This window comes from Streptomyces sp. NPDC048461 (assembly GCF_055587105.1).
Genome location: NZ_JBVJGW010000004.1, coordinates 174956 through 198851 on the forward strand (window position 1 = coordinate 174956; position 23896 = coordinate 198851).

A 23896-nucleotide genomic window follows, 5' to 3' on the forward strand; every position below is an offset into this window, starting at 1 on the left:
CCAGCCCATGACCGACCAGCCCGTGCCGGGCAAGCCCCTCACCTCGCTCCTCGTCGCCAACCGCGGCGAGATCGCCGTCCGCGTGTTCCGCACCGCGCGCGCCCTCGGCCTCGCCACCGTCGCGGTCCACTCCGACCCCGACGAGCAGGCCCTGCACGTCCGCGAGGCCGACGCGGCCGTCCGGCTGCCGGGTGCCGCTCCCGCGGACACCTACCTGCGCGGCGACCTCGTCATCAAGGCGGCCCTCGCCGCCGGGGCGGACGCCGTCCACCCCGGGTACGGCTTCCTCTCCGAGAACGCCGGCTTCGCCCGCGAGGTGCAGGCCGCCGGTCTGACCTGGGTCGGCCCGCCGCCCGCCGCCATCGAGGCCATGGCGTCCAAGACCCGGGCCAAGGAACTGATGCGCGCCGCCGGCGTCCCCCTCCTGGAACCCGTCGACCCGGCCACCGCCACCCCCGCCGACCTGCCCCTCCTGCTCAAGGCCGCGGCCGGCGGCGGAGGCCGCGGCATGCGCGTGGTCCGCGCGCTGGACGAGCTGCCGGAAGCCCTCGCGGGGGCCCGTGCCGAAGCCGCCTCCGCCTTCGGCGACGCGGAGGTCTTCGCCGAGCCGTACGTCGAGCGGGGCCGCCACGTCGAGGTGCAGGTCCTCGCCGACGCGCACGGCAACGTCTGGGCGCTCGGCACCCGCGACTGCTCCCTCCAGCGCCGCCACCAGAAGGTCATCGAGGAGGCGCCCGCACCCGGCCTGCCCGAGCCGCTGCGCACCGCCCTCCACGAGGCCGCCGTGGCCGCGGCCCGGGCCGTCTCCTACGAGGGCGCGGGGACCGTCGAGTTCCTCGTCACCGCCGACGGACGGCCGTACTTCCTGGAGATGAACACCCGCCTCCAGGTCGAGCACCCCGTCACCGAAGCCGTGTTCGGCCTCGACCTCGTCGCCCTCCAGCTGCGGATCGCCGAGGGCTCCGCCCTGCCCCTGACCCCGCCCGAGCCCGACGGGCACGCCGTCGAGGCCCGCCTGTACGCGGAGGACCCCGCCCGGGACTGGCGGCCGCAGACCGGAGTCCTGCACACCCTCGCCGTCCCCGGCAGCGTCCGCGTGGACACCGGCTTCGGCGACGGCGACACCGTCTCCGTCCACTACGACCCGATGCTCGCCAAGGTCGTCGCCCACGCCCCCACCCGCGCCGAGGCCGTCCGGACCCTGGCGCACGCCCTCGCCGGCGCCCGGATCCACGGGCTCACCACCAACCGCGAGCTCCTCGTACGGTCCCTGCGCCACCCGGAGTTCGCCGCGGGCCGGCTCGACACCGGCTTCTACGAGCGCCACCTCGCCGCCCTCACCGCGGAGGAACCGGACGCCGCCCTGGCCGCCCTGGCCGCTGCCCTGGCGGCCGCCGCCCCCCTCCCGGGAGCGCCGCTCGCCCGTCGCCTCGGCGGCTGGCGCAACGTCCGCTCGCAGCCCCAGACCCGCCGCTACACCGCGTCCGGCACCGAGTACGAGGTCCAGTACCAGCCGGTGAACCACCCGGGCGTCCGGGTCCTGGCGGCCACACCGGAGCTCGTCACCCTCGAAGTCGAGGGGATCCGGCGCCTGTTCCACGTGAAACAAAAATCGAACGAGGTCTACGTCGACTCCGCCCTCGGCTCCCACACCCTCACCCCCGTGCCCCGGTTCGCGGACCCCCAGGACCGCACCGAACCGGGCTCCCTGCTCGCCCCCATGCCCGGCACCGTCGTCCGCGTCGCCGAGGGCCTCGCCCCCGGCAGCCCCGTCACGGCCGGGCAGCCCCTGCTCTGGCTGGAGGCGATGAAGATGGAACACCGCATCCTCGCGCCCGCCTCCGGCACGCTCACCGCGCTCCACGCCGCCACCGGCCAACAGGTCGAGTTCGGCGCCCTGCTCGCCGTCGTCCAGGAGGAACCGCAAGCATGAGCTCCGTCATCGAGACCCAGGAACACCGGGACCTGCGCACCGCGGTCGCCGCGCTCGGCCGCAAGTACGGCCGTGACTACCTCGCCCGCGTCGCCCGCGAGGGCGGCCACCCGGACGAGCTGTGGGCGGACGCCGCCGCCCTCGGCTACCTCGGGGTCAGCCTCCCCGAGGAGTACGGCGGCGGAGGCGGCGGCATCGCCGAACTCTCCATCGTGCTGGAGGAACTCGGAGCGGCGGGCTGTCCGCTCCTGATGATGGTGGTCTCGCCCGCCATCTGCGGCACGGTCATCTCCCGCTTCGGAACCGAGGCCCAGAAGCGGACCTGGCTCCCCGGCCTCGCCGACGGAAGCCGCACCATGGCCTTCGGCATCACCGAACCGGACGCCGGCTCCAACTCCCACCGCATCACCACCACGGCCCGCCGCGACGGCGACGCGTGGGTCCTCACCGGCCGCAAGGTCTTCATCTCCGGCGTGGACATCGCGGACGCCACGCTCATCGTCGGCCGCACCGAGGACGCGCGCAGCGGCCGCCTCAAGCCCTGCCTGTTCATCGTCCCGCGGGACGCCCCCGGCTTCTCCCGTTCCCTCATCGACATGGAGCTCCAGGCCGCCGAGAAGCAGTGGGAACTCACCCTGGACGACGTCCGCCTGCCCGCGGACGCCCTGGTCGGCGACGAGGACGCCGGCCTCCTCCAGCTCTTCGCCGGCCTCAACCCCGAGCGCATCATGACCGCCGCGTTCGCGATCGGCATGGGCCGCTACGCGCTCGCCAAGGCCGTCGACTACGCCGGGACCCGCCAGGTCTGGAAGGACCCCATCGGCGCCCACCAGGCCATCGCCCACCCCCTCGCGGCGTCCCACATCGAGCTGGAACTCGCCCGGCTGATGATGCAGAAGGCCGCGGCGCTGTACGACGCGGGCGACGACATGGGCGCGGGCGAGGCCGCGAACATGGCCAAGTACGCGGCCGCGGAGGCCTGCGTCCGGGCGGTGGACCAGTCCGTCCACACCCTCGGCGGCAACGGCCTCACCCGCGAATACGGCCTCGCGTCCCTGATCACCGCCTCCCGCGTGGCCCGCATCGCCCCGGTCAGCCGGGAGATGATCCTCAACTTCATCTCCCACCAGACCCTGGGCCTCCCCAAGTCCTACTGACCCCCTGTACGGCCACAGAACGGGCGCCGGCACACCGGACGGGCGGGCCAAGGGCGGGGACGGGGTGGGGGGTTGGCCGGGACGTAAAACGTGATTTGTGGCGTACACGGGGGCTCGTACAGGCCGGGCGGGGTCGGACGCCATAAATCATGCAGTCCCGGCCGGGGGCCCCCCCCCCCCGCGGGGCCCCCCCGGGGGGGCCGGCCCGCCCCCCCCCCCCGGGCCCCCGGGCGGCCCCCCCCGCCCCCCCCCGCCCCCCCCCGCCCCCCCCCGCCCCCCCCCCCCCCCCCCCCCCCCCCCCCCCCCCCCCCCCCCCCCCCCCCCCCCCGGCCGGCCCCGTACGGACCGGCCGGGCCGACGGATCAGCCGCGCGGCGACCCGGCGTCCGGGGTCACGGCGTCGGAAACCGGCCGCTCGGCGGCGGCCTTCGTCTCGACCGGCTTGCGCAGCGCGATGTTCAGCTCGCGCAGGCGGGCCTCCTCCAGCACCGTCGGCGCGCCCATCATCAGGTCCTGGGCGTTGCCGTTGAGCGGGAAGGCGATGGTCTCGCGGATGTTCGGCTCGTCGGCCAGCAGCATCACGATGCGGTCCACGCCCGGGGCGATGCCGCCGTGCGGCGGGGCGCCGAGGCGGAACGCGCGCAGCATGCCGGCGAACTCGCGCTCGACGGTCTCCGCCTCGTAGCCGGCGATCTCGAAGGCCTTCAGCATGACCTCGGGCTCGTGGTTGCGGATCGCGCCGGAGGACAGCTCGATGCCGTTGCAGACGATGTCGTACTGCCACGCCAGGATGTCGAGCGGGTCCTTCTCCTCCAGGTCCTTCATGCCGCCCTGCGGCATGGAGAAGGGGTTGTGGGAGAAGTCGATCTTGCCGGTCTCCTCGTCCTTCTCGTACATCGGGAAGTCGACGATCCAGCAGAACCGGAAGACGTTCTCCTCGAACTGGCCCGCGCGCTTGGCCGCCTCGACGCGGACGCCCGACATGATCTTGGAGACCTCGTCGAACTCGCCGGCGCCGAAGAACACCGCGTGGCCGGCCGCCAGGCCCAGCCGGTCGGTGAGGACCTTGACGTTCTCCTCGGTGAGGAACTTGGCGATGGGGCCGGTCAGCGCGCCGTCCTCGCCCACGCGGACCCAGGCCAGGCCCTTGGCGCCCAGCGAGATCGCGTACTCGCCGAGGCCGTCGAAGAACTTGCGCGGCTGTCCGGCGGTGTCCGGGACGGCCAGCGCGCGCACGTGCTTGCCGGCGAACGCCTTGAACTCCGAGCCCGCGAACACGTCGGTGATGTCGACGAGCTCCAGCTTGGCGCGCAGGTCGGGCTTGTCGTTGCCGTACTTCAGCATCGACTCGCGGAACGGGATCCGCGGGAACGGGGAGGTGACCTCGCGGCCCTTGCCGAACTCCGTGAAGATCTCGGTCATCAGGCGCTCGATCGGCTGGAAGACGTCCTCCTGCTCGACGAAGGACATCTCGACGTCGAGCTGGTAGAACTCGCCCGGCGAGCGGTCGGCGCGGGCGTCCTCGTCGCGGAAGCAGGGCGCGATCTGGAAGTACCGGTCGAAGCCGGAGATCATCAGCAGCTGCTTGAACTGCTGCGGGGCCTGCGGCAGCGCATAGAACTTGCCCGGGTTCAGGCGGGACGGCACGACGAAGTCACGGGCGCCCTCGGGGGAGGTCGCGGTGAGGATCGGGGTCGCCATCTCGTTGAAGCCGAGGGCCACCATCTTCGAGCGGATCGACGCGATGACGGCCGAGCGCAGCATGATGTTGCGGTGCATGCGCTCGCGCCGCAGGTCGAGGAAGCGGTATTCCAGGCGCCGCTCCTCGTTCACCCCGTCGTCGGTGTTGATCGTGAAGGGCAGCGGGGCGGACGCGCCGAGCACCTCGACGTCGGAGACCTCGATCTCGATGTCGCCGGTGGGCAGCTCGGGGTTGACGTTGTCCGCGCCGCGCGAGACGACCTTGCCGTCGATGCGGACGACCGTCTCCTTGGAGACGCTGCTCAGCGCCTCGTTGGCCGCGGTGCCGGGGCGGGCGACGAGCTGCGTGATGCCGTAGTGGTCACGCAGATCGATGAAGAGGATGCCGCCCAGGTCTCGACGATTGTGGAGCCAGCCGCTCAGCCGGACGTCGGAGGCGACGTCGGAGGCACGGAGCTCGCCGCACGTGTGGGACCTGTACCGATGCATCAGTCATCCAGTTCTACGGGATACCAGGGTGGATTCAACCGTCCCAAGGTTACCGTCCGGGCGGGACCCCGCGCGGGCCCGCCCGCAGGGGGTGGGCGAACAGGCACGTCGGGGGGATGACCTGTAAAGATGACCGGGTGCGCACCGAGGACGTCCTGGCCGCCATCGCGACCGGCCTGTGGAGATGGGACAACGCCTCCGGGACGGTCACGCTCGACGCCGAGGCCGCCCGGCTCCTCGGGCTGCCCGCCGAGCCCGTCGTCCTGCCGGAGGTCGCCGTACGGTCCCGGTTCCACCCGGTGGACTGGAACGAGATCAACGGCATCGTGAGCCTGGCCGTCGCCGAGAACACCCTCGCCGAGGCCCGCCTGCGGATCATGGACGAGGACGGCCGGGTCCTGCGGACGGTCCGCAGCCGCTCCAAGGCGCTGGAGAGCCGGGCCGAGGGCGGCCGCGTCGACTACGAGCTGATCGGCACGATCCAGGAGATCGCCGAGCCCCAGCCGGGCACGACGGCGGCCCACACCCCGATCACCGGGGACTGGCGGCGCTCCCGCGAGGCCTTCCTGCTGGACGCGGGGCGGGCGCTCGCGGAAGCGCGGTCGACGGCCGAGGTGCTGCGGGTCGCGGCCTCGCTGTCGATGCCGGGCTTCAGTCCGGACGGACTGGCCGTCTTCGGCGTGGACGGCGAGCGGCTGTCGGTGATCGGGCACCACGGGCACGGTCCCGGCGACGAGGGCCCGTTCACGGAGATGCGGATGGACACGGACTACCCGGCCGCGGAGGTCGTCCGTACCGGCCGGGCGATCTACCTCCCCACGCCGGAGGACTACAAACGGCGCTTCCCGGTCACCTGGCCGCTCGCCCAGCGCTTCGACCGCACCTCCTGGGCCTTCCTGCCGCTGATCGTGGCAGGGCGGACCATGGGCGCCTGGATGGCCGCCTTCAAGCACCCGGTGTCCTTCTCCCCCGACGAGCGCTCGGTCCTGACGACCGTGGCCCGGATGCTGGCCCAGGCCCTCCAGCGCGCCGGGGTGGCCGAATCCGAGCGGGAGCTCACCACGGGCCTCCAGCGGTCGATGATGCCGCAGCTCGGGCCGGAGATCCCGGGCATGACCATCGCCGCCCGGTACGTCCCCACCGGCGGCGGGCTCCAGGTCGGCGGCGACTGGTACGACATGATCCCGCTGCCCTCGGGACGGTTCGCGCTGGTCATCGGGGACGTCCAGGGCCACGACGTCCGCGCCGCCGGCCTGATGGGCCAGCTGCGGATCGCGGTGCGGGCGTACGCCTCCGAGGGCCACCGGCCCGACGCGGTGCTCTCCCGGGCCTCCCGCTTCCTCGCCGGGCTGGGCTCCTCCCAGGGGCCCGACTCCGGCGCGGAGCCCTACGACGACGCCGACTTCCACAGTCCCCGCTTCGCCACCTGCCTGTACGTGGAGTGCGACCCGAAGACCGGCATGCTGGAGGTGGCCCGCGCCGGTCACCCCGACCCGGCGGTCCGGATGGCCGACGGCACCGTCCTGATGCGCCCCACGGCGGGCGGGCTGCCGCTCGGGATCGTGCCCGATACGGACTACCCCACCACCCGGTTCGCCCTGGAGCCCGGCGAGACGATGATGCTCTGCACCGACGGGCTCATCGAGACCGGCGGGCACGACCTCGACACGGGCTGGGCGCGGCTGCGGGCGGTCCTGGAGTCCGACCCGTGGCCGTCCACGGGCCCGGGCGGCGCGGACGGGGAGTCGGCCGGCCCCGACGCCGGGCACCTGGAGAAGCTCGCCGACCTGCTGGTCCAGGCCGTGCACGGCCCGTCCTCGCACCACACGACGGGCCCGCTCGCGGACCGCCGCGAGGACGACATAGCCGTGGTGCTGCTGTGCCGCGAGAGCGAGAACTGCGGCTGCGGCACGGCGGCGCACCCGGTCCGGCCGTCCCGCCGCACGATGCTGACCGTGGCCCAGGCCGAGCCGGAGCGGATCTCGGGCGCCCGCCGCCAGGTCCGGGAGCTGCTGCACGACTGGGCGGACGCCGACCAGGTGGACTCGGCGGTGCTGATGGTCTCCGAGATGGTGACGAACGTGCTCGTGCACACGGACGGCGACGCGCTGCTCGTGGCGGAGGCGGTGGGCGAGCTGGGCGTGCGGCGGCTGCGCGTCGAGGTCGCGGACGCCAGCGACGAGCTGCCGCACAAGCGGCGGCCGGGCGAGATGGCCTCCAGCGGCCGCGGGGTGCTGCTGATGGAGATGCTCGCCGACACCTGGGGCGTGGACCCGCGGGGCGAGGGCAAGTCGATCTGGTTCGAGCTGTACGAGCGCTCCAAGCCCGCTCCCGACGCGCTGGACTGACCCTCGCCGCCGCCGCCCGCACCGCGCACCGCGCACCGCGCACCGCGCACCGCGCGCCGGAGCCCGCGTACGCCGACGGGCCCGGTACGCCGGTGGGGCGTCCGGACCCGTCGTGCGGACTGCGGAACTGTGGAACTGCCGGGGGGCCGGGAACGGCTAGCGCGTGCGCTCCGTGGTCGGAACGGTGCCCAGCCGGCCGGCCTGGAAGTCGTCGAAGGCCTGCTGGAGCTCGTGCTTGCTGTTCATGACGAACGGCCCGTAGTGCGCCATCGGCTCCCGGATCGGGCGCCCGCCGAGGATGACGACCTCCAGGTCCGGGGCGTTGGAGTCCTGGGACTCGTCCGCCCGCACCGTGAGGGAGCCGCCCTCGCCGAAGACCGCGGTCTGCCCGATCTTGATCGGCCTGCGGTCCTCGCCCACCGATCCGCGCCCGGCCATGACGTAGGCCAGCGCGTTGAAGTCCTCGCGCCACGGCAGGGTGATCTGCGCACCCGGCGTGACGGTCGCGTGGATCATCGTGATCGGGGTGTGGGTGATGCCGGGACCCTCGTGACCGTCCAGCTCACCGGCGATCACGCGGAGCAGGGAGCCGCCGTCCGGAGTGGACAGGAGCTGGACCTGGCCGCCGCCGATGTCCTGGTAGCGCGGGGGCATCATCTTGTCGGAGGCCGGGAGGTTCACCCACAGCTGGAGGCCGTGGAAGAGCCCGCCGGACACGACGAGGGACTCCGGCGGGGCCTCGATGTGCAGGAGGCCCGACCCGGCGGTCATCCACTGCGTGTCGCCGCCGTTGATGACTCCGCCGCCGCCGTTGCTGTCCTGGTGGACGAAGGTTCCGTCGATCAGGTACGTGACGGTCTCGAAGCCGCGGTGCGGGTGCCAGGGGGTGCCCTTCGGCTCGCCCGGCGCGTACTCCACCTCGCCCATCTGGTCCATCATGATGAACGGGTCGAGGTACTGGTAGTTGATCCCGGCGAACGCGCGGCGCACCGGGAATCCCTCACCCTCGAACCCGCCCGGGGCCGTGGTCACGGCCAGCACCTTGCGCGGAACGGCGGCCTGGGGCTCGGCCACTCGCGGAAGGGTCAACGGGTTCTCAACAGTCACTGCGGGCATGGTCAGGACCTCCTTCTGCGTCGAGTTTAGTTGAAACTCGAACTTTCTGCCACACCCGACTGAACCGCGCCCCCGCGTGGTTCATTCCCGGCCGATTCCGGAGCCACCGAACGGTGCATGACAACCGCGCCGCGCACCGGAGCGTCTGTCCCGGCATGGAGATCCACACGCCCCCCACCGGCGCCGCCGCCACCCCCGCCCCATCCGACCCCGCCCCATCCGACCCGGCCGCCTCCCACCCCGCCGCTGCCGACTCCGCCGCTCCCGGCCCGGCCCGGTGGAGTCCGCCGGCGGCGCTGCGCGTCCTCGGCTGGGCCTGCGTCGTCACCGCCGTCGCGGTGGGCGCCGGGTACGCCGCCTCGCGCTGGGGGGCGAGCATGCCGCTGAGGCCGCTGCCCGGCTCGCCGTGGCCCTACCTCGGCGCGTGGGGCGCCTTCTGCTTCGCCGCGTACCTGCTGCTGCGCTGGGCGACCGCCGGCACCGACTTCGAGGGCGGCGGCCAGCTGATCGCCCTGCCCGTCTTCGCGGGCATCCGCCTCTCCCTGCTGCACCGCCCCGACCTCGGGCCGCTGTACGCGTACGGCGCCGCGGCCCTGGCCCTCGCCGCGGTCGCGGCGGCCCTGTGGCGCCGCCGCCGCGCCTCCTGAACGCGCCGAAGCGGGCCGGGGAAGATCCCCGGCCCGCTTCGGTGACACCGCTGCCTGTCGGCTACGGCCTCTCGATCTTGATCGAGTTGATCGGCGACAGGTTCACCGGCCAGCCGTCACCGGGTTGCATCTTCGGTCCGCAGTTGGTGCCGGCCCCGTCGTAACAGAGCCGGACCGTCCATCCGTGGGTCTGGTTGTTGTAGACGATGTGCTGTCCCTCCTGGCCGTAGATCTTGTGCACCTTCGCGGTCCAGAACATCTGGTACGTCGGAACGGCCTGGTACCAGTCCGTCCCCAGGTAGATGCACACGGCGCCCGACGGGCATCCGAACGAACTGTCCGCCTGGGCGGGGGACGCCGCCAGGACCCCCGTACCCAGCGCCATCACCCCCGTGGCGGCCAGTGCGGCGAACTTCGTGCGGAACGACCTACGCGTCATTGCCTGCTCCCTGCTCGATGCCGCGGGGCCCCGTGATGTCCCCCGCAGCACCGATGTTCGGCGGCCGCGGCCGCCGCCGCGATCCTTTCGGCGGTGCCCGAAAGCTGCCCGCGGCCCCCCGGCCCGGGGCCTCAGCCGCCGCTGTGCAGGAGGTCCACGCCCAGGCCCGTCGCCGAGTGCAGGACCGCCTTGCCGTCCCGCTCCGTCGTGATCAGCCCGGCGGCCCGCAGGGTGCGGGTGTGCTCCGAGACCGACGGCAGGCTGATGTCGAGGTCCCGGGCCAGTTCGCTCGTCGTGCGCTGCTCGACCAGCAGCTGGAGGACGGCCGCCCGGGTCCGCCCCAGCAGCGCGTCCAGCGCCCCCTCGGCGGCGCCCGGCCCGACCAGCGGCAGGGGCGTCAGCGCCGCGTACATCAGCAGCGGGCGGCCGCCCGGACCCTCGGCGAGCAGCGGCCGGCCCGTCCAGAACGGCGAGGGCATCAGCAGCAGGCCGCGGCCGTCGAGGTGGACCTCGTACCCCGGCGGTACGCCGACCTCGAAGACGGTGCCCGACCAGCGGGCCTCCGGATGCGTGCTCGCCAGGCACGCCTTGATGCCGTGCGCCGCCAGCAGGCGCGTCCGCCAGGCCACGTCCGCGCGGAAGGACTGCCGGATGCGCGTCCAGTGCGGGGCGACGACCGTCTCGTACGCGGCCGTGATCGCCGTGTCGAGCGCCCGCCACGCCTCGCGGTCCTGGCCCCACAGCGCGCGCAGCCAGGAGGCGCTGCCGGGGGCGCGGGCGGCGGCGCGGTCCAGGCCGTCGACGGTGAGCAGCGGGCCCGCCTCCCGTACGGCGGCCAGCCCCTCCTCCAGGGTGCGCGCGAACGGCTCGACGAACTGCGGGTTCTGGCCGTCCGGCCGCAACAGGTCCAGCAACGGCTCGGCCCGCCCGGGAAGGTCGCGGCCGACCCGGCTGCGCCAGCGCCCGAAGACGGCGGACTCGTCCGTGCGCTGCGCGGCGACCACGGCCATGGCAAGCTCCACCAGCGGCAGCGGTTCGCTCGCGAAGGTGACGTTGAACAGGTCCTCGGCCGTGAAGTGCACCCTGAGCATCGTCCGCCCCCCGCCGGATCGTCCCCGCCCGCTACGCCGTCCCCAGGCCGTGTCTAGCCGTACATGCGGCGCATCGCGAAGTCGACCATCTGCTCCACGGCCTTCGCGTCGAAGACCATGCGGTGGTCGCCCTCCATGTCGAGGACGAAGCCGTAGCCGGTCGGCAACAGGTCGATCACTTCGGCGCCGGTGATCACGAAGTACTTGGACTCCTTGCCGGCGTACCGGCGCAGCTCCTTGAGCGTGGTGAACATCGGGATGACCGGCTGCTGCGTGTTGTGCAGCGCCAGGAAGCCGGGGGTGTCACCGCGCGGGCAGTAGACCTTCGAGGTCGCGAAGATCTGCTGGAAGTCCTCGGCGGCGAGCTGCCCGGTCGTGAAGGCGCGCACCGCGTCGGCGATCGACGGCGGCGAGGGCTCGGGGTACAGCGGCGGCTGCTGCGCGTAGCCCTGCTGGGGCGGGGGCTGCGCGTAGCCCTGCTGCTGGGCGCCCGGAGTCTGGTCGTAGCCGTACATGCGGCCCACCCTACCGAGCCCCCACGGCCATACCGGCCGGTACCGGCCACCCTTGTCCCGCCGGGGCTCAGCGGGAGGGAGCCCCCGCCTTCACCGCCCGTACGAAGGGGACCCAGGCGGCGGCGGACACGACCACGGCGGGCCCGTGCGGCCGCGCGGAGTCCCGGACGGGCACGAACCCGCCGAAGCCGTGGGCCACCTCGACGCACTCGCCGCCGCTGCCGTTGCTGTAACTGCTCTTGCGCCAGACTGCGGCGCCTGAGAACCCTTCAGCCACCTCGACGCAGTCGCCACCGGTCCCGTTGCTGTAACTGCTCTTGCGCCAGCAGGCGGACGTCAAGTCAATGCCGGTGCTTGCCATTTCGGTAGTCCTCTGCCGCAGCATCGAGAAGAGTGAGAGACGCCTCCGGCGGCATGGCGGCGGCCCTCAGCAGATCGTAAGACCTGCGGTACTCCTTCACGAGGGCCGGAAAGTCGATGAGCTGCCCGCTGTGCAGACTCTCCACGTACACCACCGGTGGTGCCTCCAGGAAGGTCATGACCTTGGCCATCCCCATCATCAGGGAATGGGAAGCGGCGTTGTGCGGGACGATCTGCAAAATGGCGCGAGTCCGGCGGACCGTGGAGAGGATGTGCTCCAACAGTTCGGCCATCTGTACCGGTGGAACCACGGACCGGCGGATCACGGACTCGTCGAGGATCGCCCAGAACTCCGGTGGATGTTCCCCGTCGAACAGCTTCGCCCGCCCCATCCGTGCGTCAACCAGGCGCTCGACCGTCGCATCGGCCGCGCGAGGCATCGCGGCCCGCACGATCGCCCCTGCGTAGTCGGGCGTCTGCAAGAGACCGGGTACGAGCATCGGCGCCCATTCCTCGATCGTCTCCGCGAACGGCTCCATCTCCGCGACGTCCGCGAAGTATTCGGCATGGTCGGACTGCTTCGCCTTGCGCGCGTCTTCACAGCGCCGCTCGAAAAACCCGTCCGTCCCCAGCTTCGCGTCCACGTGCCGGGCCAGGTCCAGCGGCATACGGCGCTCGCCGCGCTCAATCTGGCTCAGGAACGGAACGCCCCGAAAGCTCTCGTCCGCCAGCTGTTCCAGCGTGAGACCGGCGGCCTCCCGTTTGTAGCGCAGCTCCGCACCGTAGAACGACGGAACGTTCGCCGACGCGTCAGGGTCCTTACGAGCGGGCACAACCCACCACCGTCATTTGCCACTTGTCCAGCGCAACTGGGAACCCTTCCCACGGTACGCACCGCGACCCCACCCTGTGAGCAGTTCGTCACACTCCGCCACAGGAACGGAAGCGCCCCATGAGCAACCCCTCCGGCGACCGCGTAGCGATCGCGGCGCTCACCGAGCTGCGCGGCGCGCTCGCCGCGCACGGGATCACCCTGCCCTCCCTCGACCTGCACCTGCCGTCCTACGCCGGGAGCCACCCCACCCCGCCGCTGATCGCGCTCGGCAGCTGCAACCCCGGGACCGCCCGGGCCCTCGCCGCCGTGCTGAACCGGGCGCCCGGGCGGTGAGGCCGTTCCACACCTCCGCGCTCGCGCTGCCGCAGGAGCTGGCCGGGCTGCGGCGGGCCGTGCGGGCCCACGTCGGCGGGCCCTGCGACGACCTCCAGCTGTGCGTGAGCGAGCTGGTCGGCAACGTCGTCCTGCACGTCGGCGAAGGCACACCCGTGACCCTCGCCGTCACCCGTACGGCCGAGGGCCGCACCCGCCTGGAGGTCGGCGACCCCGACCCCCGGCTGTGGCCCGTCCTGCGCCGGGCCCTGGACGGCGACGAGGGCGGCCGCGGCCTGGCCGTGGTCGACGCCGTCGCCGCCCGCTGGGGCGTGCGGCCCGCGCCGGCCGGCAAGACCGTGTGGGCCGAGCTGCACCACCCGTAGGCCACGGAACGGACGGGCAGAGACGCGGGGCCGGAGGGGCAGAGACCCCGGTACGGACGGGCAGACGCCCCCGGAGCCCCCGGCACGGCCGGGGCCCGGCCCCCGGGCCGTTCGAAGTTCGTGTGACGGACCCGTCCCGGGCCTGGACTTCCGGCGGCGCCGCGGTTCTCCTGGCTTGATGCTGGTCACAGTCGCCAGGTAAGGGTTGTTCTTATTACCGGTGGGTAGCATGATGAGGTTACCGATTGGTATGTACGAGGAATCTGTCTCACCGAGCCTTAACGGAGCCGTCGCCATGGGGCACTACAAGTCGAATCTCCGCGACATCGAGTTCAACCTCTTCGAGGTGCTCGGCCGCGACAAGCTGTACGGCACCGGCCCGTTCGGCGAGATGGACACCGAGACCGCCAAGACCATCCTCAGCGAGATGACCAAGCTCTCCGAGAACGAGCTGGCCGCCTCCTTCGAGGACGCCGACCGCACCCCGCCGGTCTTCGACCCGGCCACGAACACCGCGCCCGTCCCGGCGTCCTTCAAGAAGAGCTACAAGGCCTTCATGGACTCCGAGTACTGGCGCCTGGGCCTGCCCGAGGAGATCGGCGGCACCACCTCGCCCCGCTCCCTGATCTGGGCCTTCGCAGAAACGATCCTGGGCGCGAACCCGGCCGTCTGGATGTACTCCTCCGGCCCGGCCTTCGCCGGCATCCTCTACGAAGAGGGCAACGAGGCGCAGAAGAAGGTCGCCGAGATCGCCGTCGAGAAGCGCTGGGGATCCACCATGGTCCTCACCGAGCCGGACGCCGGCTCGGACGTCGGCGCCGGCCGCACCAAGGCCGTCGAGCAGGCGGACGGCTCCTGGCACATCGAGGGCGTCAAGCGCTTCATCACGTCCGGCGAGCACGACATGGAGGAGAACATCCTCCACTACGTCCTCGCGCGCCCCGAGGGCCACGGCCCCGGCACCAAGGGCCTGTCCCTCTTCCTCGTCCCGAAGTTCCACTTCGACTGGGAGACCGGCGAGCTGGGCGAGCGCAACGGCGTCTACGCCACGAACGTCGAGCACAAGATGGGCCTCAAGGCCTCCAACACGTGCGAGATGACCTTCGGCGACCAGCACCCCGCCAAGGGCTGGCTGATCGGTGACAAGCACGACGGCATCCGCCAGATGTTCATGATCATCGAGTTCGCCCGGATGATGGTCGGCACGAAGGCCATCGCCACCCTCTCCACCGGCTACCTCAACGCGCTGGAGTACGCCAAGGAGCGCGTGCAGGGCCCGGACCTGGCCAACTTCATGGACAAGACCGCGCCCAAGGTCACCATCACGCACCACCCCGACGTGCGGCGCTCGCTCATGACGCAGAAGGCGTACGCCGAGGGCATGCGCGCCCTCGTGCTCTACACCGCCTCCGTCCAGGACGAGATCCAGCTCAAGCAGGCGAACGGCGAGGACGCCTCCGCCGAGATCGGCCTCAACGACCTGCTCCTGCCGATCGTCAAGGGCTACGGCTCGGAGAAGTCCTACGAGCAGCTCGCCCAGTCCCTGCAGACCTTCGGCGGCTCCGGCTACCTGCAGGAGTACCCGATCGAGCAGTACATCCGCGACGCCAAGATCGACACCCTCTACGAGGGCACCACGGCCATCCAGGGCCAGGACTTCTTCTTCCGGAAGATCGTCCGCGACCAGGGCGCCTCGCTGAACGTCCTCTCCGAGACGATCAAGAAGTTCCTGGCCGAGGCCGTCGGCGGCGAGGAGCTGGCCGGCGCCCGCGACGCGCTCGCCAAGGCCGCCGTCGACCTGGAGGCCATCGTCGGCGCGATGATCGTCGACCTCACCGCCACCGGCGAGGACGTCAAGAACATCTACAAGGTCGGGCAGAACACCACCCGCCTGCTGATGGCCTCCGGCGACGTCGTCGTCGGATACCTGCTGCTCAAGGGCGCGGCCGTGGCCGCCGAGAAGCTCCCCACGGCCTCCGCCAAGGACGTGCCGTTCTACACCGGCAAGATCGCCGCCGCGAAGTTCTTCGCCGCGCAGGTCCTGCCGGGCGTCTCGGTCCAGCGCCAGCTGGCCGAGGTCGTCGACAACTCCCTCATGGAGCTCGACGAGGCCGCCTTCTAGGCAGCCCCACACACGTACGCGGTGTACGCACAGCGGCCGGGTCCCCCCACCGGGGGCCCGGCCGCTGGTGTACTCCCGGACACCGGCCCGCAGGCCCCCGACCCGCGCGGGAACGGCTTCCGGGGCACCGGCTTTCCCCGTTGTCGGTCGTTCATGGGACGCTCGTAGACATGAGTCCACAGGATCAGCACGGCAGCAGGGGGTACTCCGTCCCCACCGGGCGGCCGTACGCCCTCAAGGAGCTGCAGGCGAGCCTGGGCAGCCTCGGCGACCACCTCCGCGACCTGTACGACGGCGCGCACCCCGCCGAGTACGACGGCATCGCCGACGCCCTGTACGTGGCCTTCCAGACCGCCGCCGGGCTGGCCCCCGCCAAGAGCTACACCGGCTGCTCCGAGCACCCCAACGGCGCCCTCGACCCCGAGGCCCCCGACGGCTGGGGCCGCTGCCTCATCTGCAACGACCGGCGCCGCCTCGGACTCCGCGGCCGCGGCGGCGGCCCCGGAGCCGCCACCCCGCCCGCCGGGGAACAGCGGCGCCTGGGCTATCCCGTGCCGGAGCCCCCGTACACCCTCACGGCGCTGCGCACCTGCCTGCGCACCGTCGAGGACCAGCGCTTCCACCTCGGCCTGTCCTCACCGGCCGAGGACTTCGTCCGCATCGCCGACGACCTGCACCGCGCCTTCATCGTCGCGCGCGAACTGTCCCGCCCCCGCAACGCCTCGGGCTGCTCCGAGCACCCCGGGGCCCCCATCGACCCCGACGCACCGCCCGGCGAGGCCTGTATCTTCTGCGCCGGACGCAAGAGACGCGCGCAGCGCTCCGCGCAGACCCCGGAGATGCTCCCGCGCATCCGCCGGGGCGAGCGCAGGCAGCTGCAGCGCAGATTCGAGCGCCCGCCGGGCTGAGAACCGAAGGGACCGCAGATCACACACCCCGCGGACCCCGACCTCTCGGCTATCAGCCGCAGTCCGGCCATGGCGAACACGACCGTCGTTAAGGTGAACCACATGAGCTCTCCCGCCCGCTTCGACCGCGGCCACACCGACGATCTGATGACCTTTTTGACGGCCAGTCCGTCGCCGTACCACGCCGTGGCCAATGCGGCCGAGCGGCTGGAAAAGGCAGGCTTCAGGCAGTTGTCGGAAACGGACGCCTGGGACGCGAGCACCGGGGGCAAGTTCGTGCTCCGCGGCGGCGCGCTCATCGCCTGGTACGTCCCGGAGGGCGCGTCCGCGCACACCCCGTTCCGGATCATCGGCGCGCACACCGACTCCCCCAACCTGCGGGTCAAGCCGCTGCCCGACACCGGCTCGCAGGGCTGGCGGCAGATCGCCGTGGAGATCTACGGCGGCACGCTGCTCAACACCTGGCTGGACCGGGACCTCGGCCTGGCCGGCCGGCTGACCCTGCGGGACGGCACCGAGCGCCTGGTGAACGTGGACAGAGCGCTGCTGCGCGTCCCCCAACTCGCCGTGCACCTGGACCGGTCGGTGAACACCGACGGCCTGAAGCTGGACAAGCAGCGTCACATGCAGCCGATCTGGGGTCTGGGCGAGGTCCAGGAGGGCGACCTCATCGCCTTCCTGGAGGAGGAAGAGGGCCTGCCGCAGGGCTCGGTGGCCGGCTGGGACCTGATGGTCCACTCGATCGAGCCGCCCTCCTACCTCGGCCGCGACCGCGAACTGCTGGCCGGGCCGCGCATGGACAACCTGCTGTCCGTGCACGCGGGCGTCGCCGCGCTCGCCGCCGTCTCCACGTCCGAGGCGCTCGACCACATCCCGGTGCTGGCCGCCTTCGACCACGAGGAGAACGGCTCGCAGTCGGACACGGGCGCCGACGGCCCGCTGCTGGGGAACGTGCTGGAACGTTCAGTCTTCTCCCGCGGAGGCTCCTACGAGGACCGCGCGCGGGCCTTCGCCGGCACCATCTGCCTCTCCTCGGACACCGGGCACGCCGTGCACCCCAACTACGCGGAGCGGCACGACCCGTCGCACCACCCGCGTGCCAACGGCGGCCCCATCCTCAAGGTCAACGTCAACCAGCGGTACGCGACGGACGGCAGCGGGCGCGCGGTGTTCGCGAGCGCCTGCGAGCGGGCCGGCGTGCCGTGGCAGGCGTTCGTCTCCAACAACTCCATGCCGTGCGGCACGACGATCGGCCCGATCACGGCCGCCCGCCACGGCATCCAGACGGTGGACATCGGCGTCGCGATCCTGTCGATGCACAGCGCCCGCGAACTGTGCGGCGCGGACGACCCGTTCCTCCTGGCGAACGCCCTGGTGGCCTTCCTGGAGGGCTGACGCCCGACGCCCCCCTCGCGCAAGGACGCGACCCCGCCCCGGACTCGGTGTCCGGGGCGGGGTCGCGTCGTACGGGGCGGGGTCGCGTCGTACGGGCCCGTGGTCCGCCTACGCCTCGTCGTCGTCCATGCCGGCGAGGACGAGGGGGAGCCGGGTCGCCCCGCCGGCCGTGACGGTCACCGGCACGCCCCAGTCCTGCTGGTGGACGTGGCAGGCCGGGTACTCGTTGGCCGGGTCGTCGTCGCAGGACGCGGCCATCGCGGAGACGTGCAGGACGCCCTCGGTGACCTCCGGGTTCAGCTCCAGCTCCCGGAACAGGTCCGTACCGGCCCCGTCGCCGCCCGCCAGCAGCTCCGGCGGGGTCGAGGAGACCAGCAGGCGGGTGGACGGCCCGTAGCGGGTGTCCAGCTTCTGCCCGGCCGGCGCCCGGAAGACCACGTCGAGGCGGAGCGTGCCGGGCGCCACCTCGGTCGCCGCCCGCTGCGTGCGGTGCGCGACGGCGTCGACCCGTACGGCCTCCTCGGGCAGCCGCAGCCGGGTCAGCCGGTGCCGGGCCGACTCGACGACGACGATGTCCCCGCCGACGAGGACGGCGTCGCTCGGCTCGCGCAGATCGGTCGCCAGGGTGGTGACCTCGCCGGTGGCGGGGTCGTAGCGGCGCAGCGCGTGGTTGTACGTGTCGCAGACCGCGACCGAGCCGTCGGGCAGGGCGGTCACCCCGAGCGGGTGCTGGAGCAGCGCCTGGGCGGCGTCGCCGTCCCGGTGCCCGAAGTCGAACAGTCCGGTGCCGACGGCGGTGGTGACGGCGTACCCGCCGCCGTCGGCGTCACCATCGGCGGGGTGGACGTAACGCAGGGCGCTGGTCTCGGGGTCGGCGACCCACAGCCGGTCCCCGGCGGCCGCGAGCCCGGACGGCTGCGCGAACCAGGCCTCGGCTGCGGGCCCGTCGTGCAGCCCCTCGTTGGTCGTGCCGGCCGCGACCCCGACCGTCCCGGTCTCCGGGTCCCAGGTCCACAGCTGGTGGACGCCGGCCATGGCGATCCACACCCGGCCCCGCCACCAGGCGACGTCCCACGGCGAGGACAGGTCGACCTCCAGGGCCGGCCCGGAGGTCGGCGAGCCCTGCCACCACTGGCGCCCGGTGCCGGCGACGGTCTCCACGGTCCCCGTGGCGGGGTCGAAGCGGCGCAGCGCGTGGTTGACGGTGTCGGCGACGACGACCGTCCCGTCGGGCAGCAGCGCCAGCCCCTGCGGCTCGCTGAAGGCATCCGGGCCGAACCCGCGCTCGCCGCTGCCGATGCGGCGCACGACGCGCTCCCCGTCGGCGTCCAGCTCGACCAGCTGGTGCCGCGTCGAGTCGGACACCAGGAAGTTCCCCGAGGGCAGCAGCAGCGCCTTCCCGGGGAACCGCAGGTCGCTCGCCACCGGCTCGGGCGCCACGTACGGCCCGTCCCCGCGCCGCAGCGTCCCCTTGGCCTCGTGCTCGGCCTCCAGCTCCTCGACGAGCCGCGCGATGGCGTGCGCGTGCCCCTCGCCGGCGTGCTGGGCGACGACGTACCCCTCGGGGTCGATCACGACGAGCGTGGGCCAGGCCCGTACGGCGTACTGCTTCCAGGTGGCGAGCTCGGGGTCGTCGAGCACGGGGTGGTGCACCTCGTACCGCTCGACGGCATCGACGACGGCGGCGTGCTCGGCCTCGTGCACGAACTTCGGCGAGTGCACGCCGATGATCACGACGGTGTCGCGGTGCTTCTCCTCCAGCTCACGGAGCTCGTCGAGGACGTGGAGGCAGTTGATGCAGCAAAAGGTCCAAAAATCAACAACAACGCACTTACCTCGCAGGTCGGCGAGGGTGAGCTCTTCGCCCCCAGTATTGAGCCAGCCGCCCTTGCCGATCAGCTCGGGGGCACGGACACGGGCACGGCGGGGTGCGGGCGCGGGGGTGGGCGCCGGGACGGCATCGTTCATGCTTCAAGCTTGCCATCCGGGTGTAAACACCGGATCACACGCGTACGGCCGGGGGAGAGCGACGAATGAATGCGGACGGGAACGAGACGACTGCCGGTGAGACGGCGCGGACGGAACAGAGTTTCATGGCGCTGCCGAACCGCACCGAGGACGAGCGGGAGCCATTCGCCACGTCTCTGGAGGAGGTCGTTCGGATCCTCGGGCTCGCCATCGCTCCCGAGCCTCAGCCGGGTGGACCCCTGACCAGGGAGCACCGCGCTCGGGCGGCGCTGCGTGAGGCTTGCCGCCAAGGCATGGACCTGTCCGAGGGAGCGCTCGACGCACTCGTCCAGGCGGCCGTCCACGACCCCAACCCCAGTTCCAACCGTGGCTTCATCGAGCCGGCTCTGAACGGGTTCGGACACAGCCGCGTCCAATCCGCGCTGCTCGGGTACCTGCGGACCGGCACGGACCTTGAGCGCGCGGGCGCCGCGCGGGCCTGGTACTGGTCAGCCCTGCCACTGCGGATGCCCCTCGTACGGGCCGAGGGAGCCGCCGCCACCGGCCGGGCGCAGTCCGAAGCCGGCTCGGCCGTACGGGTCGAGTGGAACGAGGCTGCCCTGCGGGAGTTCGTCGGCAATGAGCACCTGGACGTCCGGCGCTGCATCCTGCCGGGCCTGTCGCTCCGAAAGGAGGCGTACTCGCCGGAGCTGCACGACCTGGTGGACACGGCGGTGTCGATAGGCCGGTCCCATCCGGACGAGTACATCCGCCACCGTGTGGAGCACCAGGTCCGCGACTGATCACGTACCGCAGTACCGCCCCACGGTGAAGCCGACGTCCCGGGATATATGTGGTTCCCGGGTTCCACAATGCAGGCGCTGACCGTGGATTCGTCGCCCCAGAGGCGGTCCTCCCGGCGCTGCGCACTTCGTCATGCCAATCGGAGACCGGCGGCGGGGTGCTCGGTGACGCTCACACAGCGGTGTCAGTAATGGTCAGCTCCGCCCAATGAATCCGAATGCGCTGCTCGGGGATGATCCTCTGCCCGCGTATCCCCTTGCTCACCTCAACGCGGTCCATGGCAAGCGACAGTCGTTCGCGCCGGTCTTCGTTCGTCGCGTCCGTCCATGCCCCGCGCAGGATGACGCCATCGCGCATGGGAGACACGTCGACGCACGGCAAGGGGAGCCTGTGGAGATCACCGCGGAGGCCGTCGATACGTCCCTTCAGGCGCTCTGAAAGCCGGTTGTAGCGTTCCGCGGCTGCCGCACCGCTGAACTCACCACGCACGTAGCGTGCTTCCTCCAGATCAGCCAGGCGGGCTTCCTCGTCCTGGATCTCCGCAGTGAGCGCATCGCGTTTCGCGAAGGCCTCCGGGTCCACACGGTGCATCCAGCGATCCGCGATCGCGGCGAGCAGCGGATCGTCCGGTTCGAGCGCCGGAAGCTTGGTGAGGAACTGTTCGGTCACGTACTGGTCAACCGCCTCAGCCAGCGCCGACGCTCCGACACACTGGTTGCCCGCGCGACGCGCCATGCACTGATAACTGCCGCCCACACGGTGCATCCGGCGACCGCAGCCAGGAACCGCACAGTAGACAAGCCCTGTGAGCAGCGCTGTTCCCCCGGGCTTCGGGCGCCGCCTTCCCGCATGGACGAACGTTCTGGATTCCAGCGTTCGGATGATCAGTTCACGCTCTCCGACCGTGATGATCCCCTCGCCGCTCCCAACCGTGTCGAGCGTCTGGGGATCCCGGTACGGAAAGACCCTGCCCGTGTACTTCCGCTCGCCGTCGCCCGTCTCGACCGTCTCGGATTCCGGCATCAGACCGGCGAAGGCCGGAGAACGCAGGAGCTGCATGATGCTGGCCGCGTTCCACTGGCCGCCCCTGGGCGACAGGATCTCGTACTCGTTGAGGAGTCGGGCAATCTTGACCAACGATGTTCCGGCAAGCGCTTCGTCCGCGATCAGGCGGGCGTAGACGGCATGCTCCCGGTCGTGGACGAGCTTCTTGGTCTTCTCGTCGATGAGCAGCCCGTAGGGAGCCTGTCCGCCGATCCACTGGCCCCTGCTGCGGAGGTAGCGCTTGGCGTGGCCGACGCGCGTACCGAGATTCTTCGATTCGGACCGGGCGAGCTCGGCGAGCATCGCGACGGCCATGCGCGCCGAGTCGTTCGAGGTGTCGAGACCGTCCAGAACCGAGACGAGACGGGCGCCGGCCTTCTCGATGTCGTCGAGCACCCTGCCCACCTGCCCGATGCCCTTGCGCGAAAGCCGGTCCAGCTTCCAGACGATCAGCGTGCCGACGACACCCGCCGTGACTGCCGCCAGCGCGGCATCGAAGCCCTTGCGCTGAACGGTCCTGTACCCGGAGCGCCCTCTGTCTACGTGCACCTTGCGGACGGTCAGTCCACTGCCTTCGGCCCAGGCACGGCAGTCGGCTTCCTGCCGTTCGATTGCGGTCTTGCCGTCCCGGTCAAGGGACAGGCGGAGATACAGGTCACAGATCGTGTCTTGATGCACACGCTCAGTGTGACTACACATTCGGTGGCCTGTTGCCGACTCCGAAAAATCGAGAACGGCACCTCCTCCTCGCAGGCCGGCAAGGGTATGAAGCGTGTCGGCTGCCCGAGCCGTTCGGGATCGAGCTGGACACCAGCGGGCTCTGAGCGCGCGCCGCGGGTCAGTGGAAGAGGGCGCTCAGGCGGGGGAGGCGGGCTGCGGTCTGCGGGCTGTCGCCGAAGTCGAAGTCCCAGGCCGGGTCCGGCGGCGGGTAGGCGATCGTGAACGAGTCCGCCGGGAAGGCGCGGCCCGTCGCGCACTCGTACGCGGTCCAGGCGATCGTGAGGGCCCGCTCGTCCTCCAGGCCGAAGCCCTCGCGGGCCGCCTCGCGGACCGCCGGGAGCTCGGCCAGGGAGTCCGGGTCCGCCAGGGCCGCGGTGAAGACGGCCTCGCCCTGCGTGAGGAGCCAGCCGCGGAAGCGGTCGAAGCCGTCGTCCGAGCAGCCGCCGTTGATCACGTACGCCGCGGCCCGGAGCGGACTGCGGTAGGAGTCCGCCAGGAGGTCCCACAGCACCTGCTGGGCGGCCGCGATCTCCCCCTCCGGGAGGGCCGCCAGGAGCTGCGCCGTGCGCGCCGCGACCTCGTCCGGACCGGCCTCCGCGCGGGCCGTGCCGATCAGCTTCCAGAGCGTCTGCTTGTCCATGGGGGGAGCCTCGCAGCCGGGTCTGACATCACGACCCGCCGCAGGGCGTCAGGCCGGGCGTCAGGCCGGGCGTCAGGCCGGGCGTCAGGCCGGGCGTCAGGCCGGGCGTCAGGCCGGGGGTCAGGCCGGGGGTCAGGCCGGGGGTCAGGCCGGGGGTCAGGCGCCGAAGGCGTGGAGGGAGCGGGCGAAGGCCTCGACGAAGGAGTCCCGGACCGGTTCGGGGAGCAGGTCGAGCGAGAGGTACGGGTTGAGGTCCTCCAGCTCCACCAGCAGCAGCTCGCCCGACGGCGCCCGGCAGGCGTCCACCCGCTGGATGCCGTGGTCGAGGGTGTTCCAGGCGATGAACGCACGGGCGAAGTCGAGGTCCGCCGCGGTCGGTTCGTAGGGCGTCAGCTCCCAGCGGCGGGCCGGGTCGGGGGCGTACAGGGCGTACTGGAAGGCGTCGTCGACGAAGTAGAAGGACACCTCGTACGCGAAGTCGATGCGCGGCTGGACGAGGATCTCCCCCGCCGTGCCCTGCGGGGTCGCGGTGAAGGTGAGGCCGATGGAGTCGGCGCCCTGCTTCGGCTTCACCGCGTACTCGGCCACCTGCGGCAGCTCGCCGACGCGGGCGGGGTCGTCGACCGTCGGGATGACGGGGTAGCCGGCGGCCGTGAGGTCGATCAGGTACTGCTTGCCGGCCATGTCGCCGCGGCCGGTGAGCGGGTTGTAGACGGGCGTTCCGGCGGCGAGCGCGGCGGACCGGAAGGCGTCGTAGGCCTCCTGGTAGTGCAGGACCGGCCCGCTGTTGCGGACGACGACCGCGTCGAAGCCGGACATCAGGGCGCGGGCGTCCCCCGGATGGCACAGGGCCACGTCGAAGTGGGCCCGAAGCCGGGAGGTGAGGAATATGTCCTCGTCGCAGTAGCGGCGGCCGCGCGCCGGGTACGCCAGGTCGGTCACGTAGAGCAGAGGCATGACAGCAACCTATCGCGGGCACGGATCAGCG

Annotated in this window: 21 protein-coding genes; 10 read left to right on the top strand and 11 right to left on the bottom strand. The window is 72.0% G+C overall.

Going from position 1 to position 23896, the window contains the following annotated elements; genetic code table 11:
* Nucleotides 1-7: 7 nt before the first annotated feature.
* On the top strand, nt 8-1933 hold the full coding sequence (locus ACZ6S8_RS08980) for an ATP-binding protein (RefSeq protein WP_469454329.1): 1926 nt from the start codon (nt 8-10) through the stop codon (nt 1931-1933).
* Nucleotides 1930-3090 carry an acyl-CoA dehydrogenase family protein gene (locus tag ACZ6S8_RS08985; protein WP_469453864.1) on the top strand — a complete coding sequence of 387 codons (1161 nt, stop codon included), beginning with the start codon at nt 1930-1932 and terminating at the stop codon, nt 3088-3090. The genes ACZ6S8_RS08980 and ACZ6S8_RS08985 overlap by 4 nt, the downstream gene beginning before the upstream one ends.
* 362 nt (nt 3091-3452) lie before the next feature.
* Here the strand turns inward: ACZ6S8_RS08985 and aspS are convergent, their stop codons facing one another.
* Nucleotides 3453-5279 (bottom strand): aspartate--tRNA ligase, encoded by a 1827-nt coding sequence (gene aspS, locus ACZ6S8_RS08990; RefSeq protein ID WP_469453866.1) that lies wholly within the window; start codon nt 5277-5279, stop codon nt 3453-3455.
* 137 nt (nt 5280-5416) lie between these two features.
* Here aspS and ACZ6S8_RS08995 point away from each other — a divergent pair, with 137 nt between their 5' ends.
* Nucleotides 5417-7627 (top strand): ATP-binding SpoIIE family protein phosphatase, encoded by a 2211-nt coding sequence (locus ACZ6S8_RS08995; RefSeq protein WP_469454331.1) that lies wholly within the window; start codon nt 5417-5419, stop codon nt 7625-7627.
* A gap of 156 nt (nt 7628-7783) precedes the next feature.
* On the opposite strand, the gene ACZ6S8_RS09000 is transcribed toward ACZ6S8_RS08995, so the two are convergent.
* Nucleotides 7784-8743 (bottom strand): pirin family protein, encoded by a 960-nt coding sequence (locus ACZ6S8_RS09000; RefSeq protein ID WP_386525738.1) that lies wholly within the window; start codon nt 8741-8743, stop codon nt 7784-7786.
* A gap of 155 nt (nt 8744-8898) precedes the next feature.
* On the opposite strand from ACZ6S8_RS09000, the gene ACZ6S8_RS09005 reads away from it, so the two are divergent.
* Nucleotides 8899-9390 (top strand): hypothetical protein, encoded by a 492-nt coding sequence (locus tag ACZ6S8_RS09005; protein ID WP_469453867.1) that lies wholly within the window; start codon nt 8899-8901, stop codon nt 9388-9390.
* Between the two features lie 61 nt (nt 9391-9451).
* Here the strand turns inward: ACZ6S8_RS09005 and ACZ6S8_RS09010 are convergent, their stop codons facing one another.
* The 5 genes from ACZ6S8_RS09010 to ACZ6S8_RS09030 form a co-directional block, all read right to left on the bottom strand.
* The gene (locus ACZ6S8_RS09010; RefSeq protein WP_469453869.1) at nt 9452-9829 is read right to left on the bottom strand and encodes a hypothetical protein; all 378 of its coding nucleotides are present in this window, start codon (nt 9827-9829) and stop codon (nt 9452-9454) included.
* Between the two features lie 131 nt (nt 9830-9960).
* Nucleotides 9961-10920: an ArsR/SmtB family transcription factor gene (locus ACZ6S8_RS09015; protein WP_469453871.1), complete on the bottom strand. Its 960-nt coding sequence runs from the start codon at nt 10918-10920 to the stop codon at nt 9961-9963.
* Nucleotides 10921-10973: 53 nt separating this feature from the next.
* Nucleotides 10974-11435, bottom strand: coding sequence for an SseB family protein (locus ACZ6S8_RS09020; protein ID WP_351273972.1), 462 nt, complete (start codon nt 11433-11435; stop codon nt 10974-10976).
* A gap of 67 nt (nt 11436-11502) precedes the next feature.
* The gene (locus tag ACZ6S8_RS09025) at nt 11503-11796 is read right to left on the bottom strand and encodes a DUF397 domain-containing protein (RefSeq protein ID WP_469453873.1); all 294 of its coding nucleotides are present in this window, start codon (nt 11794-11796) and stop codon (nt 11503-11505) included.
* Entirely contained in the window at nt 11777-12628 is an 852-nt protein-coding gene (locus ACZ6S8_RS09030) for a helix-turn-helix domain-containing protein (RefSeq protein ID WP_469453875.1), read from the bottom strand. Before ACZ6S8_RS09030 ends, ACZ6S8_RS09025 begins: the two co-directional genes overlap by 20 nt.
* 119 nt (nt 12629-12747) lie before the next feature.
* Between ACZ6S8_RS09030 and ACZ6S8_RS09035 the strand changes: the two genes are divergently transcribed.
* The 5 genes from ACZ6S8_RS09035 (at nt 12748) to ACZ6S8_RS09055 (ending at nt 17753) form a co-directional block, all read left to right on the top strand.
* Nucleotides 12748-12963 (top strand): hypothetical protein, encoded by a 216-nt coding sequence (locus tag ACZ6S8_RS09035; protein ID WP_469453877.1) that lies wholly within the window; start codon nt 12748-12750, stop codon nt 12961-12963.
* Nucleotides 12960-13328, top strand: a complete 369-nt coding sequence (locus tag ACZ6S8_RS09040; protein ID WP_469453879.1) for an ATP-binding protein — start codon at nt 12960-12962, stop codon at nt 13326-13328. Before ACZ6S8_RS09035 ends, ACZ6S8_RS09040 begins: the two co-directional genes overlap by 4 nt.
* 295 nt (nt 13329-13623) lie before the next feature.
* Nucleotides 13624-15450, top strand: a complete 1827-nt coding sequence (locus ACZ6S8_RS09045; protein WP_469453881.1) for an acyl-CoA dehydrogenase — start codon at nt 13624-13626, stop codon at nt 15448-15450.
* A gap of 170 nt (nt 15451-15620) precedes the next feature.
* Nucleotides 15621-16358, top strand: a complete 738-nt coding sequence (locus ACZ6S8_RS09050; RefSeq protein ID WP_469453883.1) for a hypothetical protein — start codon at nt 15621-15623, stop codon at nt 16356-16358.
* A gap of 102 nt (nt 16359-16460) precedes the next feature.
* Nucleotides 16461-17753, top strand: a complete 1293-nt coding sequence (locus ACZ6S8_RS09055; RefSeq protein ID WP_469453885.1) for a M18 family aminopeptidase — start codon at nt 16461-16463, stop codon at nt 17751-17753.
* Between the two features lie 108 nt (nt 17754-17861).
* On the opposite strand, the gene ACZ6S8_RS09060 is transcribed toward ACZ6S8_RS09055, so the two are convergent.
* Nucleotides 17862-19721, bottom strand: coding sequence for an NHL domain-containing thioredoxin family protein (locus ACZ6S8_RS09060; RefSeq protein WP_469453886.1), 1860 nt, complete (start codon nt 19719-19721; stop codon nt 17862-17864).
* Between the two features lie 293 nt (nt 19722-20014).
* Here ACZ6S8_RS09060 and ACZ6S8_RS09065 point away from each other — a divergent pair, with 293 nt between their 5' ends.
* The gene (locus ACZ6S8_RS09065; RefSeq protein ID WP_469453888.1) at nt 20015-20503 is read left to right on the top strand and encodes a hypothetical protein; all 489 of its coding nucleotides are present in this window, start codon (nt 20015-20017) and stop codon (nt 20501-20503) included.
* Nucleotides 20504-20675: 172 nt separating this feature from the next.
* Here ACZ6S8_RS09065 and ACZ6S8_RS09070 read toward each other — a convergent pair whose 3' ends face one another.
* The 3 genes from ACZ6S8_RS09070 to ACZ6S8_RS09080 form a co-directional block, all read right to left on the bottom strand.
* Nucleotides 20676-22226: a recombinase family protein gene (locus tag ACZ6S8_RS09070; protein WP_469453889.1), complete on the bottom strand. Its 1551-nt coding sequence runs from the start codon at nt 22224-22226 to the stop codon at nt 20676-20678.
* Between the two features lie 160 nt (nt 22227-22386).
* Nucleotides 22387-22908 (bottom strand): DUF4240 domain-containing protein, encoded by a 522-nt coding sequence (locus ACZ6S8_RS09075; protein WP_469453892.1) that lies wholly within the window; start codon nt 22906-22908, stop codon nt 22387-22389.
* Nucleotides 22909-23064: 156 nt separating this feature from the next.
* Nucleotides 23065-23865, bottom strand: coding sequence for an ATP-grasp domain-containing protein (locus ACZ6S8_RS09080; RefSeq protein ID WP_469453894.1), 801 nt, complete (start codon nt 23863-23865; stop codon nt 23065-23067).
* Nucleotides 23866-23896: the final 31 nt, after the last annotated feature.

Excerpts from the sequence above, each read along its gene's own strand:
- ACZ6S8_RS09035 (WP_469453877.1), top strand. The coding sequence starts at position 12,748 with ATGAGCAACCCCTCCGGCGACCGCGTAGCGATCGCGGCGCTCACCGAG.
- ACZ6S8_RS09000 (WP_386525738.1), bottom strand. The coding sequence starts at position 8,743 with ATGCCCGCAGTGACTGTTGAGAACCCGTTGACCCTTCCGCGAGTGGCC.
- ACZ6S8_RS09080 (WP_469453894.1), bottom strand. The coding sequence starts at position 23,865 with ATGCCTCTGCTCTACGTGACCGACCTGGCGTACCCGGCGCGCGGCCGC.
- ACZ6S8_RS09055 (WP_469453885.1), top strand. The coding sequence starts at position 16,461 with ATGAGCTCTCCCGCCCGCTTCGACCGCGGCCACACCGACGATCTGATG.
- ACZ6S8_RS09060 (WP_469453886.1), bottom strand. The coding sequence starts at position 19,721 with ATGAACGATGCCGTCCCGGCGCCCACCCCCGCGCCCGCACCCCGCCGT.
- aspS (WP_469453866.1), bottom strand. The coding sequence starts at position 5,279 with ATGCATCGGTACAGGTCCCACACGTGCGGCGAGCTCCGTGCCTCCGAC.
- ACZ6S8_RS09065 (WP_469453888.1), top strand. The coding sequence starts at position 20,015 with ATGGACCTGTCCGAGGGAGCGCTCGACGCACTCGTCCAGGCGGCCGTC.
- ACZ6S8_RS08985 (WP_469453864.1), top strand. The coding sequence starts at position 1,930 with ATGAGCTCCGTCATCGAGACCCAGGAACACCGGGACCTGCGCACCGCG.
- ACZ6S8_RS09050 (WP_469453883.1), top strand. The coding sequence starts at position 15,621 with ATGAGTCCACAGGATCAGCACGGCAGCAGGGGGTACTCCGTCCCCACC.
- ACZ6S8_RS09025 (WP_469453873.1), bottom strand. The coding sequence starts at position 11,796 with ATGGCAAGCACCGGCATTGACTTGACGTCCGCCTGCTGGCGCAAGAGC.
- ACZ6S8_RS08980 (WP_469454329.1), top strand. The coding sequence starts at position 8 with ATGACCGACCAGCCCGTGCCGGGCAAGCCCCTCACCTCGCTCCTCGTC.
- ACZ6S8_RS09005 (WP_469453867.1), top strand. The coding sequence starts at position 8,899 with ATGGAGATCCACACGCCCCCCACCGGCGCCGCCGCCACCCCCGCCCCA.
- ACZ6S8_RS09010 (WP_469453869.1), bottom strand. The coding sequence starts at position 9,829 with ATGACGCGTAGGTCGTTCCGCACGAAGTTCGCCGCACTGGCCGCCACG.
- ACZ6S8_RS09075 (WP_469453892.1), bottom strand. The coding sequence starts at position 22,908 with ATGGACAAGCAGACGCTCTGGAAGCTGATCGGCACGGCCCGCGCGGAG.
- ACZ6S8_RS09015 (WP_469453871.1), bottom strand. The coding sequence starts at position 10,920 with ATGCTCAGGGTGCACTTCACGGCCGAGGACCTGTTCAACGTCACCTTC.
- ACZ6S8_RS09045 (WP_469453881.1), top strand. The coding sequence starts at position 13,624 with ATGGGGCACTACAAGTCGAATCTCCGCGACATCGAGTTCAACCTCTTC.
- ACZ6S8_RS09020 (WP_351273972.1), bottom strand. The coding sequence starts at position 11,435 with ATGTACGGCTACGACCAGACTCCGGGCGCCCAGCAGCAGGGCTACGCG.